The organism is Aestuariibacter sp. GS-14, from assembly GCF_006494365.1.
GTDB lineage: Bacteria > Pseudomonadota > Gammaproteobacteria > Enterobacterales > Alteromonadaceae > Alteromonas > Alteromonas mangrovi.
Genome location: NZ_VHIP01000022.1, coordinates 30,706 through 45,118 on the forward strand (window position 1 = coordinate 30,706; position 14,413 = coordinate 45,118).

The 14,413-nt window shown below is 49.4% G+C and carries 13 protein-coding genes; 4 read left to right on the forward strand and 9 right to left on the reverse strand.

Annotation, left to right across the window (positions count from 1 at the left end; all coding sequences use genetic code 11):
* From FJ444_RS20480 to lpxD, 5 genes are all read right to left on the reverse strand, one after another.
* Positions 1–666 carry a riboflavin synthase gene (locus tag FJ444_RS20480; protein ID WP_140961673.1) on the reverse strand — a complete coding sequence of 222 codons (666 nt, stop codon included), beginning with the start codon at positions 664–666 and terminating at the stop codon, positions 1–3.
* Between the two features lie 4 nt (positions 667–670).
* The gene (gene ribD / locus FJ444_RS20485; protein ID WP_140961675.1) at positions 671–1,819 is read right to left on the reverse strand and encodes a bifunctional diaminohydroxyphosphoribosylaminopyrimidine deaminase/5-amino-6-(5-phosphoribosylamino)uracil reductase RibD; all 1,149 of its coding nucleotides are present in this window, start codon (positions 1,817–1,819) and stop codon (positions 671–673) included.
* A gap of 5 nt (positions 1,820–1,824) precedes the next feature.
* Positions 1,825–2,274, reverse strand: a complete 450-nt coding sequence (gene nrdR / locus FJ444_RS20490) for a transcriptional regulator NrdR (RefSeq protein WP_140961677.1) — start codon at positions 2,272–2,274, stop codon at positions 1,825–1,827.
* A 56-nt stretch (positions 2,275–2,330) separates the two neighbouring features.
* Positions 2,331–3,590 (reverse strand): serine hydroxymethyltransferase, encoded by a 1,260-nt coding sequence (gene glyA, locus FJ444_RS20495; RefSeq protein ID WP_140961679.1) that lies wholly within the window; start codon positions 3,588–3,590, stop codon positions 2,331–2,333.
* A gap of 141 nt (positions 3,591–3,731) precedes the next feature.
* Positions 3,732–4,757, reverse strand: coding sequence for a UDP-3-O-(3-hydroxymyristoyl)glucosamine N-acyltransferase (gene lpxD, locus FJ444_RS20500; protein WP_140961681.1), 1,026 nt, complete (start codon positions 4,755–4,757; stop codon positions 3,732–3,734).
* 179 nt (positions 4,758–4,936) lie between these two features.
* On the opposite strand from lpxD, the gene ettA reads away from it, so the two are divergent.
* Both ettA and FJ444_RS20510 read left to right on the forward strand, forming a co-directional pair.
* Positions 4,937–6,604 carry an energy-dependent translational throttle protein EttA gene (gene ettA, locus FJ444_RS20505; protein ID WP_140961683.1) on the forward strand — a complete coding sequence of 556 codons (1,668 nt, stop codon included), beginning with the start codon at positions 4,937–4,939 and terminating at the stop codon, positions 6,602–6,604.
* Positions 6,605–6,812: 208 nt separating this feature from the next.
* Entirely contained in the window at positions 6,813–7,226 is a 414-nt protein-coding gene (locus FJ444_RS20510) for a PilZ domain-containing protein (RefSeq protein WP_181405253.1), read from the forward strand.
* A gap of 8 nt (positions 7,227–7,234) precedes the next feature.
* On the opposite strand, the gene radA is transcribed toward FJ444_RS20510, so the two are convergent.
* Positions 7,235–8,602, reverse strand: a complete 1,368-nt coding sequence (gene radA / locus FJ444_RS20515) for a DNA repair protein RadA (protein WP_140961687.1) — start codon at positions 8,600–8,602, stop codon at positions 7,235–7,237.
* 186 nt (positions 8,603–8,788) lie between these two features.
* Between radA and FJ444_RS20520 the strand changes: the two genes are divergently transcribed.
* Positions 8,789–11,311 carry a PilZ domain-containing protein gene (locus tag FJ444_RS20520; RefSeq protein WP_140961689.1) on the forward strand — a complete coding sequence of 841 codons (2,523 nt, stop codon included), beginning with the start codon at positions 8,789–8,791 and terminating at the stop codon, positions 11,309–11,311.
* A 66-nt stretch (positions 11,312–11,377) separates the two neighbouring features.
* Here the strand turns inward: FJ444_RS20520 and serB are convergent, their stop codons facing one another.
* Positions 11,378–12,394 (reverse strand): phosphoserine phosphatase SerB, encoded by a 1,017-nt coding sequence (gene serB, locus FJ444_RS20525; RefSeq protein WP_255439370.1) that lies wholly within the window; start codon positions 12,392–12,394, stop codon positions 11,378–11,380.
* 134 nt (positions 12,395–12,528) lie between these two features.
* On the opposite strand from serB, the gene FJ444_RS20530 reads away from it, so the two are divergent.
* Entirely contained in the window at positions 12,529–12,924 is a 396-nt protein-coding gene (locus FJ444_RS20530; RefSeq protein WP_140961690.1) for a hypothetical protein, read from the forward strand.
* Here the strand turns inward: FJ444_RS20530 and FJ444_RS20535 are convergent.
* Both FJ444_RS20535 and pdxH read right to left on the reverse strand, forming a co-directional pair.
* A complete protein-coding gene (locus tag FJ444_RS20535) occupies positions 12,900–13,661 on the reverse strand; it encodes a TatD family hydrolase (protein WP_140961692.1) in 762 nt (253 codons plus the stop codon). The two genes, FJ444_RS20530 and FJ444_RS20535, sit on opposite strands and share 25 nt — an antisense overlap.
* A gap of 21 nt (positions 13,662–13,682) precedes the next feature.
* Complete coding sequence (gene pdxH / locus FJ444_RS20540; RefSeq protein WP_140961694.1) at positions 13,683–14,321, reverse strand: pyridoxamine 5'-phosphate oxidase; 639 nt, start codon at positions 14,319–14,321, stop codon at positions 13,683–13,685.
* Positions 14,322–14,413 lie beyond the last annotated feature (92 nt).

Here is a 14,413-nt window from a genome sequence, read left to right on the forward strand (position 1 = left end):
TTATCTTTTTAAATAGCCGTGTTCAGCCAGAAATGCCAGGCTGATATCGGATTGTTGTTGGGGTTCAGCGGCTTTGTCACCCAGCATGAGTCGCTCCAGGTAGCGGGCAATAACATCCACTTCCAGATTTACGCGGGTGCCGACCTGATAATGACGCATCACTGTTTCCTGTAAGGTGTGTGGAATGATCCACAGCATAAACTCACTGCCATTCACCTTGTTTACCGTCAGGCTGACGCCATCAACAGTAATGCTGCCTTTATGGGCAATGTACTTTGCCAGTTCGTCCGGGGCTTTCACCCAAAACTCAATGTAATCGCTGTGAGCAATGACTTTTGTAATCGAACCAACGCCATCTACATGACCAGACACAATGTGTCCGCCAAATCGGCTATTGGCCTGCATGGCTTTTTCAAGATTGACCTGCATACCAGGCTTATACTGAGCAAAACCGGTCAGGCGTATGGTTTCGGCAGACACATCAGCACTGTAGTGATGCGAGCTGTAATCAACTACGGTTAAGCACACACCATTAGTGGCGATACTGTCGCCTAATGCAACATCTGACATATCCAGTTTGCCTGAATTTACCTTCAGGCGGATCGCATCGCCCTTATCGACCATGGATTCAATTGTGCCAAGCGCTTCAATGATGCCTGTAAACATCTCGTTATCCTGCAGCAGTGTGGGTATCGGGTTTGATCACCTGATACGTCATTCGAATGTCTTCAGCTATATGTCTGAGATCGGTCAATTTCAAGTGGGGAGCCTGATTAATCTTCTGATACAGCGGCAGTGTCAGCATCGACATCCCCTTATCGCCCAGCACCTTAGGTGCCTGGTAGACAATCAGTTCATCTATCAGATTGTCAGCCAATAATGCCCCTGCCAGTCCCGCCCCGGCTTCCACCCAGATGTCATTCAGGCCACGCCGTCCCAACTCTTCGATTAACCAGGTTAACGAGACTTTCTGAGAAGCTGTATCCATTTGTGCCGGGATAACAGTTACCGCATTGGCAAACACGTACTTAGATGTGCCATTTATCACCAGTAATACCGGGGATCCGTCGTTGAACATAGCCAAATCGGGCGTTAGCTGTTGTTCCGTGTCAATCACTACTCGCAGTGGTTGACGGCATTGTGTTAACGGATAATCACTCAATTCAGCCTGTGCGGGTCTGACTAATAAACTGGGATTGTCGGCCTTTACGGTGCCGCTGCCTGTGAGTACCGCGCAGCTTTGCGCCCGGAAGCGCTGCACATCTTTACGAGCAGCCGGCCCAGTGATCCATTGACTGACACCATTGGCCAGCGCAATTTTACCGTCTAGACTACAGGCAAGTTTGGCGCGCATCCAGGGCATACCAGTAGTCATGCGTTTAATAAAGCCGGGATTCAGTGCTTCGGCTTCACTGGTCAGCACCCCTTGGGTTACGACAATGCCTGCGTCCTGTAATCGCTTAATTCCCCGGCCGCTTACCAGCGGGTTAGGGTCGGTCATTGCCACGACCACCCGACCAACGTTTGCCTTAACTAAGGCGTCCGCACAGGGTGGCGTTCTGCCTGTATGGCTACAAGGCTCAAGGGTAACATAGGCAGTCGCACCGCGAGCTTGTTCACCGGCATCGCGAAGTGCGTGCACCTCGGCGTGGGGGGTACCCGCCTGCAGATGCGCCCCTGCACCAACTAATACGTTGTTTTTAACGATGACACAACCAACACGGGGATTGGGCGATGTAGTATACATACCTCGACGAGCCTGCTGAATAGCATGCGCCATCCAGTATTCATCGCTGTATTGAACAATTGGATTGGACATGGGAGTTAATTCCCCAGTCTGGCTATCTCTTCACCAAACTCTTTAATGTCTTCGAAGGAACGGTAAACCGAAGCAAATCGTACGTACGCCACTTTATCGAGTTCTTTAAGCGCATCCATGATCAGGTTGCCTAACAGTTCACTTTCCACTTCCCGTTCACCGGTTGCCCGTAATGTGGACTTCAGTTTTAAGATGCACTGTTCAACCTTTTCGGTACTTACCGGACGTTTTTCTAACGCGCGTTGTAAACCGGCGCGAAGTTTGTCTTCGTTAAACGGTTCACGTGTACCATCGCGTTTTATTACCCGTGGCATCACCAATTCGGCGCTTTCAAAGGTAGTAAACCGCTCGTGACACTCTGCACATTCCCGGCGACGGCGCACCTGATGTCCCTCAGAGACTAAACGCGAGTCAATGACTTTGGTTTCTTCTGCAGAACAAAAAGGACAGTGCATAGCGAGCTCCCGGGTAAACGTGGCTGGCAGTATACACCACCAGCCGGTCTTTCAGTTTATTTCGCGTATACAGGGAAGCGTGAGCACAGCTCAACAACTTCACTTTGCACGCGCTCAACAACACTTTCGTCGCCCATGTTGTCGAGGATGTCACAAATCCAGTTAGCAACCTGTTTGGCTTCGTCTACCTTGAAGCCACGACGGGTAATAGCCGGAGTACCAATACGCAGACCACTGGTAACAAACGGAGAACGCGGATCTTTTGGAACCGAGTTTTTGTTAACGGTAATGTTAGCGCGGCCAAGGGCTGCGTCTGCATCTTTACCTGTGATGTCTTTGTCGATCAAATCTAACAGGAACAAGTGGTTGTCAGTACCGTTAGACACGATCTTATAACCGCGTTCCTGCATTACCGACACCATGGCTTTCGCGTTGGTCAGTACTTGTTGCTGATATTCTTTAAACGCTGGCTCCAACGCTTCTTTAAATGCAACCGCTTTAGCAGCAATTACGTGGCACAGAGGACCACCCTGGTTGCCTGGGAATACCGAGCTGTTGAATTTTTTGTACAGGGTTTCGTCACCACACGCAGACAAAATCAAACCGCCACGAGGACCGGCCAGGGTTTTGTGTGTTGTAGTAGTAACAACGTGCGCGTGAGGCAGTGGGTTAGGATAGATACCTGCTGCAATTAAACCTGCAACGTGGGCCATATCGACCATCAGGTAAGCGCCCACTTTATCAGCGATTGCACGGAAACGCTGCCAGTCAACAATGCCTGAATACGCAGAGAAACCCGCAATAATCATTTTTGGCTTGTGTTCATCGGCTAACGCTTCAACCTGCTCATAGTCAATTTCGCCAGTTTCTTCATTCAAACCGTACTGCACTGCGTTGTAAGTTTTGCCTGAAAAGTTAACGTGTGCACCATGCGTAAGGTGACCACCTTCAGACAGGCTCATACCCAACACAGTATCACCTGCGTTCAGCAGTGCCATAAATACGGCAGAGTTGGCCTGTGAGCCAGAGTGAGGCTGCACGTTGGCGTAATCAGCACCGAACAGTTGCTTAGCGCGCTCAATAGCTAAATCTTCAACAACATCTACATACTCACAGCCGCCGTAGTAACGCTTACCAGGGTAACCTTCAGCGTACTTGTTGGTCAGTTGAGAGCCTTGGGCTTCCATTACTCGTGGGCTACAGTAGTTTTCAGAGGCAATTAGCTCGATATGGTGTTCCTGGCGTTGATTTTCTTTATCAATCGCGGCAGCTAATTCTGGATCAAAGTCGGCAATGGTCATTTCGCGAGGTAACATGGAGGCTCCTTACTGCGTAATTTGGTCGCATATCATTCAGAAGGGCATATTCTAGTCATTTTCCGACCTATGTATACTGCTTTGTGGCCGAATTACAACAAAACCTTCTGTTCACTGAGGCTGACAGTTGTCAGCCCGGGATTATTTCTGTTTTTCCAATTGCTTTACGCGATCAAACAACTGGTCGAGCTGTCGTGCGCGCACTGCGTTTTTACGCCATTCGCGATTAGTCATAGCGGGTTGTCCGGATGAATACACACCGGGTTCATTAATATCGCTGGTTACCATGGTGAAGCCGGTAATTTGCACCTTATCGCAAATGGTTAAGTGCCCGTTAACGCCACAGTGGCCGGCAATGATCACGTACTTGCCAATGTGCGTACTACCTGCAATCCCCGTTGAACCACATATGCAGCTGTGATCGCCAATTACGCAGTTGTGGCCAACTTGCACCTGGTTATCAATGATCACGTTTTTACCAATGATGGTATCGTCCAACGCGCCGCGATCTATGGTAGTGGATGCGCCAATCTGGCTGTCATCACCGATTACCACCGACCCCGTTTGTGGAATCGGCAGCCATGTGCCGGCATCGTTGGCATATCCAAAACCATCGGCGCCAATCACCGTTTGGCTATGCACGCGCACGCGCTTGCCAATTCGCACGCTGTGATAAACGGTCACGTTCGGGTGAATAACACTACCCGCACCAATTTTAGCGTTCTTACTGATGACAGTGTTTGCGCCAATCACTACGTTATCGCCTAATTCAACGCCATCTTCGATAACGCAATGCGGGCCCAGTGCTACGTTAGAGCCTAAAATCGCGCTCTTTGCCACGACTGCAGTGGCATGTTGTCCTACTGCAACACCTGGTGTGGTATCGAAAATTTGCGCAATGCGAGCAAATGCTGCATGCGGATTTTTATGTACCAGTGCAGGCAGAGGGCAATCTGCGGCATCATTCGCATGTAAAATCACTGCCCCGGCCTGTGAATGTTGAAGCTGCGGGCGGTATTTACTGTTGGTTAAAAATGAAATCTGCGTACCAGTGGCACTGCTCAGTGTACTTACGCCACTTAGCGAAATCTCGCCATTTCCCTGTACATCTCCTCCCACCTGCTCGGCCAGTTCGGCGAGCGTAAACACCTTGGGCTGTTGTTGCATTGAATTTCCTTTCCTGTTCAGGCTGACTCTTTTGCGCGTAGTGTACAAAAAAATTGGCCTGATGGCTGCGTTGAGCTACAAAAAAATGCACCTGGTTGGGCGTTTTCCTGCTGTCTTGCGCTACCAACTGCGAGGGTCTTTGATTACAATAGTGCCTTTCTGTTGAGTTAGGACATCGCATGTCACAATACGTATACTCTATGCACCGGGTAGGAAAGATTGTTCCGCCCAATCGTCAGATTTTAAAAAATATTTCACTGAGCTTTTTCCCCGGCGCCAAAATTGGCGTACTAGGCTTAAACGGCGCGGGTAAATCTACCTTGTTGCGCATCATGGCAGGGGTGGATACCGAAATCGAAGGTGAAGCCAGACCACAACCCGGCATCAATATTGGTTACCTGCCACAGGAGCCTAAGCTGGACGAAAGCAAAGACGTACGCGGCAACATAGAAGAAGCCGTTGCCGATGTCGCCCATGCACTGAAGCGCCTGGATGAAGTTTATGCTGCCTACGCTGAGCCGGATGCCGACTTTGATGCGCTGGCAAAAGAACAAGGTGAGCTTGAAGCCATTATTCAAACCAAAGACGGCCATAACCTGGAAAACGCGTTGGAGCGCGCTGCCGATGCACTGCGTTTACCCCCCTGGGATGCGGACGTCAGTAAATTGTCTGGTGGTGAGCGCCGCCGTGTTGCGTTATGCCGTTTGCTGCTTGAAAAGCCCGACATGCTGTTGCTTGACGAACCAACTAACCACCTGGATGCGGAATCGGTAGCCTGGCTGGAGCGTTTCCTGCACGACTACGAAGGTACCGTTGTGGCCATCACCCACGACCGTTACTTCCTCGACAACGTAGCGGGCTGGATCCTGGAACTTGACCGTGGACACGGTATTCCATGGGAAGGCAACTACTCAAGTTGGCTTGAACAAAAAGACGCGCGTCTTGAGCAGGAAGAACGCGCAGAAAATGCCCGTCAGAAATCCATTAAACAGGAACTGGAGTGGGTGCGCACTAACCCTAAAGGCCGTCAAGCGAAAAGCAAAGCGCGTATGGCACGCTTTGAAGAACTGTCCAGCGGTGAATACCAGAAGCGCAACGAAACCAACGAACTGTTTATACCACCAGGCGAACGTTTGGGCGATAAAGTTATTGAGGTACAACACCTTAAGAAATCCTACGGCGATCGCGTGTTAATTGACGACATGACGTTTACCGTACCTAAAGGCGCGATTGTGGGCATTATCGGTCCCAACGGCGCAGGTAAGTCTACCCTGTTCCGTATATTAACCGGCAAAGAACAACCTGACAGTGGTACCGTTACCATTGGCGATACCGTTAAAATTGCCAGCGTTGAGCAGTTCCGTGATCACATGAATGGCAATAACACCGTATGGCAGGAACTGTCAGACGGGCAGGATATTGTGCGAATTGGCAACTTTGAGCTGAACAGTCGCGCCTACTGCAGCCGCTTTAACTTCAAAGGCACCGATCAGCAGAAATTCATTAAAGATTTGTCTGGTGGTGAGCGCAACCGGGTTCACTTAGCGAAATTACTGAAAGCCGGCGGCAACGTACTGCTGCTCGACGAACCCACCAACGATCTTGACGTAGAAACGCTGCGCGCATTGGAAAACGCCCTGTTGGAATTCCCTGGCTGCGCCATGGTTATCTCGCACGACCGTTGGTTCCTTGACCGCGTAGCAACACATATCCTCGACTACCGCGACGAAGGCAAGATCAACTTCTACGAAGGTAACTACACCGATTACGAAGCCTGGTTAAAAGCCAATTTCGGACAGGATGTGGTAGAGCCTCACCGCCTGAAATACAAGCGCATCAGCAAGTAAGTGTGTTGATAGAGTAACAAAGCCCCCGCAACCAGGTTGACGGGGGCTTTTTTTATTCAGTGGTAAGCGGCGGAAAACGAAACCAGTGCATTGAGTAAATGCGTTTTCAGGCAACAGGTGCACCTTTTGCTAAACTTGCTATTATTATGAGCCAACGACTCACATGAAATTGTGCTGCGTGCCCAATACCCAAACTCAGAGGTTAGTAATGTCGACAGAAAAGCGTCAGTTTCAACGCCTTGCTATTAATATGAATGGCCTGCTGAACATCGCAGATGATGTGTTTGATGTACAGGTTCTGGATTTGTCGTTACAGGGCGTCAGGGTTCGTCTGAACAACGACATGTCGCTGGACATCAGTCACCCCCTCACGTTAACTATTCAACCCAACGAAGACAGTCCGGTTATTACGCTATTCGGTCAAATAACGCACGTACAACACGAAGCAGTGAGCACTCCTGCCGCTACCGTACTGGGCATGAAACTCACCCATATTCCACTGGATGACTTAAGCGCACTGCGCCGGGTATTGTTACTCAATAGTGGCGAACAGGACATGGATACCCACGAACTGATGATCATGCTCGACAGAATTGCCGATTCCCTGCCCGGCCACAGTTAAACAAAGGGTTACTCCAGCGCCTCCAGGGCTTCGCTAAGCTTGGTGACCGGGATCACCTTTAACCCCTCAATCGGCTGCTTGGGCGCATTTGCTTTTGGCACAATTGCGCGTTTAAACCCGTGCTTTACCGCCTCACTCAAGCGTTCACTGCCGTTGGGTACCGGACGGATTTCACCAGCCAGTCCCACTTCGCCAAACACAATCAGATCGCGTGGCAAAGTGCGATTTCGGAAACTGGATATCATCGCCACTAACAAGGCTAAATCGGCGGCCGTTTCCCCTACCTTGACGCCACCCACTACGTTAACAAAGACATCCTGGTCGTTCATTTGCACGTTGCCATGACGGTGCATTACCGCCAATAGCATGGCAAGACGATTTTGCTCCAGCCCTACGGCAACGCGACGAGGATTGTTCAGTGGCGAATAGTCCACCAATGCTTGTATTTCTACCAATAACGGGCGGGTGCCTTCCCAAATCACCATTACCACTGAACCCGGTGCCTGATTTTCGTTGCGGTTAAGAAAGATAGCCGATGGATTACCCACTTCTTTAATGCCTTTTTCTGTCATGCCGAACACGCCGAGTTCGTTCACCGCACCGAAGCGGTTTTTATGGCTGCGCAAGGTACGAAAACGTCCGTCGCTTTCGCCTTCCAGCATCATTGAACAATCTATGCAGTGCTCCAGTACTTTGGGGCCTGCCAAACTGCCGTCTTTGGTAACGTGTCCTACCAGGAACATGGCAATGTGATTCTGCTTGGCAAACCGGGTTAAATACGCAGCGCTTTCGCGTACCTGCGACACGCTGCCCGGCGCCGACTGCACATCACTCACATGCATAACCTGAATGGAATCGATTACCATAATTTGTGGCTTTTGCTTCAGCGCAAGATCGCAAATCAGTTCAACGTTAGTCTCTGCCAGCATCATAAGCTTGTCATCGGGCAAGCCTAAACGCTTGGCCCGCATAGCCACCTGTTGCAGCGACTCCTCTCCGGTGACATACAATGCAGATTTGCTGGCAGCCTGTTTGCACATAACCTGCAGCAATAGGGTACTTTTACCGGCGCCAGGAGAGCCGCCAATTAATATTGCTGACCCCGGTACAATGCCGCCACCAAGCACCCGGTCGAGTTCTTTAAAACCGGAGCTAAAACGCGGCAGATCTTCCACGTTAATGTCGCTTAACACCTGAACCTGACTGGTAGTCTGCCCGGCGTACCCAGCAAAGTTTCCCCGGGCAACGGTTTTGGCCGGACTCACCACAAATTCTGAGATCGTATTCCATGCTTTGCACTCGGTGCACTGCCCTTGCCAGCGGGGGAATTCAGCGCCACAGTCGGAGCAAACAAAGGCTGTTTTTCTTTTAGCCATAAAATTGGTTGGTTTCCTATAGGATACGTATTAATCTGGGAAAACGAATACAAACATTGAGTGTCGGGTGCAAAGGGAAAGCGCACTGCGTATTCCCTTTGCTTTCCTGTTAATCAATATCAAGCGCTTGCCGATATAAACGGTAATATAACAAAAACCATCAGGGTGCACAGCAAGACCAAGGATATGAATCAGGATTTATCTCAGTATGCAGCGGTAATAGAGCAGCTAAAACCCATGGTGAAGGAACCTGAATTTAATCAGGTTCTGCAGCAAATTGCCTCTCACATTCCAAAAGAAAAACGCTTCCTGATTAAAATGGAGGTGAAACGCCTCGCCCGACCGTGCCTGCGTGCAATTGATTTGCGTGGGCAGGTTGATGGTCAGTGTAAACTGTACGAATTCGATAGCATTAAACACTATCTGGACGATGTTGCCATAGAGGTGTTTGAACAGCAGGTTCGCATTTTTGGATTGTATTGCTTTGGTGTGTACGAAGCAGTAATGGCTACCGAAAACAATTTTCGTGTGATCCGAGAAAAGGCCGAAGCCCGCAACGAAAAAGAGCAGGACGTCGCCGAAAAGCCGAAAAACAGCCTGAGTCAGTTTGATGTAATCAACATTGGCTTGCTCGACTACGCCAAGCGCAACGAAGAGCGCATGAACTTCGCGGTGGCACTGGAAATATTTACTGAGACAAACAACAGTTTACGCGCCACGAGCGTGGATATTTCCTCCAATGGATTAAAAATCAAACTCTCCAAAGAACAACTGTTTAAACCAGGCGAAAAAATAGGTGTGTATTTCAGGGGGCTTGAAACCGAATACTCGCTGGATAAAAAGCAGGCCATTAAATATCAGGTTGTGAGTATTACACGAAGACCCGACCATCAGTTTTTGCAAATGAAGCGCCTGGCCGACGCCCCTAATCCGTCATTTGATCAATTCATTGATAAATTTATACACGGCAACAAGCGTCGCTACAAAGTGAACATGGACAACACCGTAGACGCCATTATCAACAAATCCTGCGAACAGTACTTTTCGCCCAGTTGCCCTACCCTGCCTGTTTTTATTGATGTGAATGATGGCAGAGCGCTGCCCCGTTTCGCCATGGCAAATGAACTTAACAGGCATATTCTTAGCTATTGGAATGACGAAGAAGACGAACTCAGACTGGGTTATTTGCTTAATCAGGAACGCATTCAATACCTGATGGAAAGTAAAGACGAGATCCCCACGTTGTTCATTTACTGTTTCAACCATATTCAGAATGGCAGGGTGTATTTCTATTCCGCCAGTCATATCGATTTAGCCCGGCACGAACGGCTCCACAATTTATTTATGGGTTTTGGTGCCCGCAAAGTGAGCTGGCGGGTATTCAAAATCAGCTTAAGCGGTATGTCTCCCAAACAGGCTTATGCGCCGTTATCCCTGCCCGACGATGTGGGCACCAAAGTGAAGCGACAAAACGCCTTACCCGCTCCGCGGCTTATGGCAAAACTGAAAAACCTCGCGCATATAGTGCAGGTAAGTGACATCACGTCCGATGCAGAACAATTACTGTTCAGCCAGATTAAAATTGATCGCAGTGAGTTAAAAGCGTTAAAACTGTTTGGGCATGCACGTAATCGCCCGCCTTTTCCGGTTAAAGCATTCCGTTATAAATTTCATGAGCAGCGCCTGGAAACCCGCTATTTACTCAGAACGACCGTCAATGTTCATGCACGGGGTCAAACCATCAATGGCGTAAGTGAAGATATCTCCATTAACGGCCTGCGCATTGAAATTGAAGGTGAATACCACGGCGACATTAACATGCGCGTGGTGTTGGCGTTCCCCAAATTACAGGAACTCACCAATAAATTCGACGTATCCAACTTGCAATACCGGGTAGTTCACGTTAGCGGTGATAAAAACATTCTTCATTTACGCACGATTGCAGGAGAAGAGGGTCTGTCGGCCCGCACCTTCTTTGCCGAATTAATTAAGAGCAATAAATCGTCACTTAAAACGTACCCGGATGAAGAGGAAATACCCGGCATCGGGCACGCATTGCGTTGCATTAATGCGAAAAACCCCGCGACTCTGGCATTTGTATTAACCAAGACCGGCGGACGATACCATCCACAAGTAGGCGTGCTGGGCGATATCAGTCCAAGGCTACGCAATTTGTGCGGGCATTTTGCAGAACAAAACAAACTCAATCTGGAAGTGTTCTTCCGCGATCGACATCTTGATGCGCCTTTTATACAACAAGCCATAAAGCAGGTTAAAACTGAACATCAGCCAGTGATTCGTGAACTGTTTGTAGCGTTTAAACCCGCCGAAAAAGATCCCCGTGCAGCCATTGATGCCCGTTACGAGCATCGCTTCAGTTCGCACGACGCCCAAAAGCAGTTTATTTCCGATACTCTGAAGGAGGGCCAGTTTATTGCCATGTCGGTATCTGTAACTACCACAGGCAAACCCGACCTTGAAATGTTGCAATCGGAAATCAACTACATAGGTGTATATGCGATTCACCGAGCGAAGGAGCTGGAAGAACGGTTATGGAGTATCGGGGCGTGTGTGCATGCTGTTGATATTACCGATCAGGTTTTGTTGCGCTTTGGCTTTGATCTCAAGGTCATTGAAGAAAATTATCAAACGCCCAGCCAGCACGCCATTGAGCCTAACGGCATCAAAGCACTGTTAAAAAGCGGATAAGCACTCAAACAAAAAAGCCAGCACATTGATAATGTACTGGCTTTACTCTATCAGGGCAGTGAAGGTTTACACACTGAGGTACGCCAGCATGGCATCTAACCCAGAATAGCGAATGGCCGCATCAGCCTGCGCATTCACAATGGGCTTGGCTTCAAATGCAACGCCAAGCGCGGCAACTTCCATCATTTTAAGATCGTTAGCCCCATCTCCCATTGCGACAGTTTGATGCATGGGAATGCCCCACCGTTCCGCAAGTTCTTTTACCGTGACCGCTTTTACATCGGCATCGACGATATCGCCAATCACAGTACCCGTAAGCACGCCATCCTCTTCAGCCAGTACATTAGCCCGGCTGGCATCCAGTCCCAATCGCTGTTCAAGATAGCCGGCAAAATACGTAAATCCACCAGACGCTATTGCCACTTTCCAACCATTTGCTTTGAGTACATCCAGCAATCGGGCTAATCCAGGCATTAGTGGAATGCTGTTGCGGATTTGTTCGAGTTGACTTACCCGCACACCATGTAAACAGGCCACACGCGAAATCAGACTGTCTTTAAACGCCAGTTCTCCACGCATGGCCCGTTCCGTAACGGCGGCGACTTTCTCTCCTAGTCCTGCCAGCTTGGCAATTTCGTCGATGCACTCAATTTGAATTACCGTGGAATCCATGTCCATTACCAATAACCCCGGCTCAGACAGCTTTGGGGTATGTTCCAGTAGTGCGATCTCACAATGATGCTGTTCTGCTGTTTTGGCTATCACGGCCTTTACCAGATCGTCATCGTCGCAGCTGTGCTGAACAGCAGCCACTACCACGGTATGATTGAGCAGCGCATCAAACGGATGCAGTGAGAAACTGTGTATACTCAGCGCGGCTGACAGGTTTTGCTGAATATCAGCAATCTGCTGCAGGGTGAGCGCCTGACTCTGGATCACTAAACGCGCATCGGTACTGCGGCCCTGGACCTGTTGTAATTGTGCGCAGGATTGATCCCAACTAAGATTCTGATACTCTGCTAACACAGAACGAAGGAAAGCTGCACTGTTGAGTACTGGCTCAGCAATAACGTGTGGTTGCAAAATGGCGGGTCCTGTATGACTGACAACAAAAATTGCACAATCCTAACGGATAAGGGCCGCAGGGGAAATCCTTCCACTCCATTAATTTCAGTGTTTTTCGCTATATGACATACATAAAAAGGTCTTTTCGAGCGATGACGAAACTGTCTCGTCGCTCCTGGCTAGCAGGGATTGCCGTATTGCTGGTTGGTTTTATTTTCAGCATGGCAGTAATAAAGCCGACGTCACCCGCATCGCAAACCGAAACGCTCTCTCAGCATTACGCTGCGCTGCTCTCCCGCGATGTTGCTGCTAAGCAAGCTGATAATATCAGCCATATTCTGGCGATTTTATTGCTCGATGAATCTGTGGTATCGGCCAGTGTATTTACCCCTGAAGGTGAGAGACTTGCATATAGTGGCAGTATTGACACAACCGCAGAAATGGTAAGGCAAGAGCCGGACTTGCTGTCGGTATTCAGGCCCATTACCTATAGCAATAACACCGTTGGCTATTTGTCGGTTGTTTATCGCCCGAAGAGTTCGCAATAATTCGCAGTGGTGACACTGTCGATATGGTCTGGGCTGGTGCGTTTTAAGTCAGCCAGCGCATGACACACATCGGTAAGATAAACGGGTGAGTTTCGCTGCCCCTGTCTGCCTTGCATGGGCATATCCGGCGCATCTGTCTCAAGCAAAAGCGCGCTAAGTGGTAACTGTGCTATTGTCTGTCGCGTTTTTTGAGCGCGAGGGTAAGTGATTGTGCCCCCTACTCCAATTTTAAATCCGAGGGCAATATAAGCATTTGCTGCTTCCACACTACCGGAAAACGCATGCACCACCCCTCCGTGCTGAAAACGGCATCGTTTTAATGATTCAATCAACAGGTGATGGGACTTTCGATGGTGCAGCACCACCGGTAATGCGTATTTGCTTGCCAGATTCAGTTGCGATTCAAAAGTGTAGATCTGATGATCAACAGGCGTATTCAGGCTGGCATCAATGCCAATTTCACCCACTGCCACCAACGCAGCCGGACGATGACTGAGTAGTTCATCAAGCTGTTGCAGGTTAGCGTCGGGGACGTCGCGAAGAAAATAAGGATGGAGCCCAAAAGCCAGGTCCAGCCGGGGTTCTGCCTGAGCCATTGTAACTTGCTGAGCCCAGCCAGCAGACGTTGTCCCGGGCACCAAAAACCGCGAAACGCCCTTGTCAATAGATTGCTGAACAACCTGCTGCCAATCTTCAGAGAATGTAGCGAGGTCCAGATGACAATGAGAATCTATCATCGCCAGTCTATCTCACAGACGCTAGGGCATGAGTCGTTGGGTGGACCAGCCGGATTGTTCATTAAAGCGATATTCAAACCTGTCATGCAGGCGATGTTCGCCGCCTTGCCAGAATTCGATCTGCGCAGGTTTCACTTTAAAGCCGCCCCAAAAATCCGGTAACGGGATATCTTTGTTAGCAAACTTGTCTTTCATTTGCTTAAACTGGGTCATTAACAATTCCCGGCTGGAAATAGGCTGACTCTGTTGCGACGCCCAAGCCGCCAATTGGGAATCTTTGGGACGCGACAGGAAGTATTTGGCATTTTGTGCCACGGAAAGCTTTTCGGCCACGCCACAAATACGCACTTGCCGTTCCATAAAAAACCACGGGAAGTGCAGCGAAATTTTCGGGTTAACAGCCAGCTCTTTGGCTTTGCGGCTGCCCAGATTGGTGTAAAACACAAAGCCATCGTGATCGTAATCTTTCAACAGCACAATGCGCTGCGAGGGCTGTCCACTGGCATCAACCGTAGCCACTGTCATGGCGGTGGGATCAGGAATTTTGGCATCAATGGCTTCACCCAGCCATTGCTTAAACAGATCAATAGGATGTTCGGTCAATGCCTCTTCGGTAAGCCGCCCCATCGTGTACTGACGTCGCATATCGGCAATTGACATGGTCTTCTCCTTTATATACCAATTCGCATAGAAGTTTGCCCTCTCAGAGTGAGTAAAAACGACTTAGATCACGACGTGCACTCTGAGGCATA

What these genes read in the sequence shown, in the direction of transcription:
- FJ444_RS20480 (WP_140961673.1), bottom strand. Translation starts at nt 666, where the DNA reads ATGTTTACAGGCATCATTGAAGCGCTTGGCACAATTGAATCCATGGTC.
- ribD (WP_140961675.1), bottom strand. Translation starts at nt 1,819, where the DNA reads ATGTCCAATCCAATTGTTCAATACAGCGATGAATACTGGATGGCGCAT.
- nrdR (WP_140961677.1), bottom strand. Translation starts at nt 2,274, where the DNA reads ATGCACTGTCCTTTTTGTTCTGCAGAAGAAACCAAAGTCATTGACTCG.
- glyA (WP_140961679.1), bottom strand. Translation starts at nt 3,590, where the DNA reads ATGTTACCTCGCGAAATGACCATTGCCGACTTTGATCCAGAATTAGCT.
- lpxD (WP_140961681.1), bottom strand. Translation starts at nt 4,757, where the DNA reads ATGCAACAACAGCCCAAGGTGTTTACGCTCGCCGAACTGGCCGAGCAG.
- ettA (WP_140961683.1), top strand. Translation starts at nt 4,937, where the DNA reads ATGTCACAATACGTATACTCTATGCACCGGGTAGGAAAGATTGTTCCG.
- FJ444_RS20510 (WP_181405253.1), top strand. Translation starts at nt 6,813, where the DNA reads ATGTCGACAGAAAAGCGTCAGTTTCAACGCCTTGCTATTAATATGAAT.
- radA (WP_140961687.1), bottom strand. Translation starts at nt 8,602, where the DNA reads ATGGCTAAAAGAAAAACAGCCTTTGTTTGCTCCGACTGTGGCGCTGAA.
- FJ444_RS20520 (WP_140961689.1), top strand. Translation starts at nt 8,789, where the DNA reads ATGAATCAGGATTTATCTCAGTATGCAGCGGTAATAGAGCAGCTAAAA.
- FJ444_RS20530 (WP_140961690.1), top strand. Translation starts at nt 12,529, where the DNA reads ATGACGAAACTGTCTCGTCGCTCCTGGCTAGCAGGGATTGCCGTATTG.
- FJ444_RS20535 (WP_140961692.1), bottom strand. Translation starts at nt 13,661, where the DNA reads ATGATAGATTCTCATTGTCATCTGGACCTCGCTACATTCTCTGAAGAT.
- pdxH (WP_140961694.1), bottom strand. Translation starts at nt 14,321, where the DNA reads ATGTCAATTGCCGATATGCGACGTCAGTACACGATGGGGCGGCTTACC.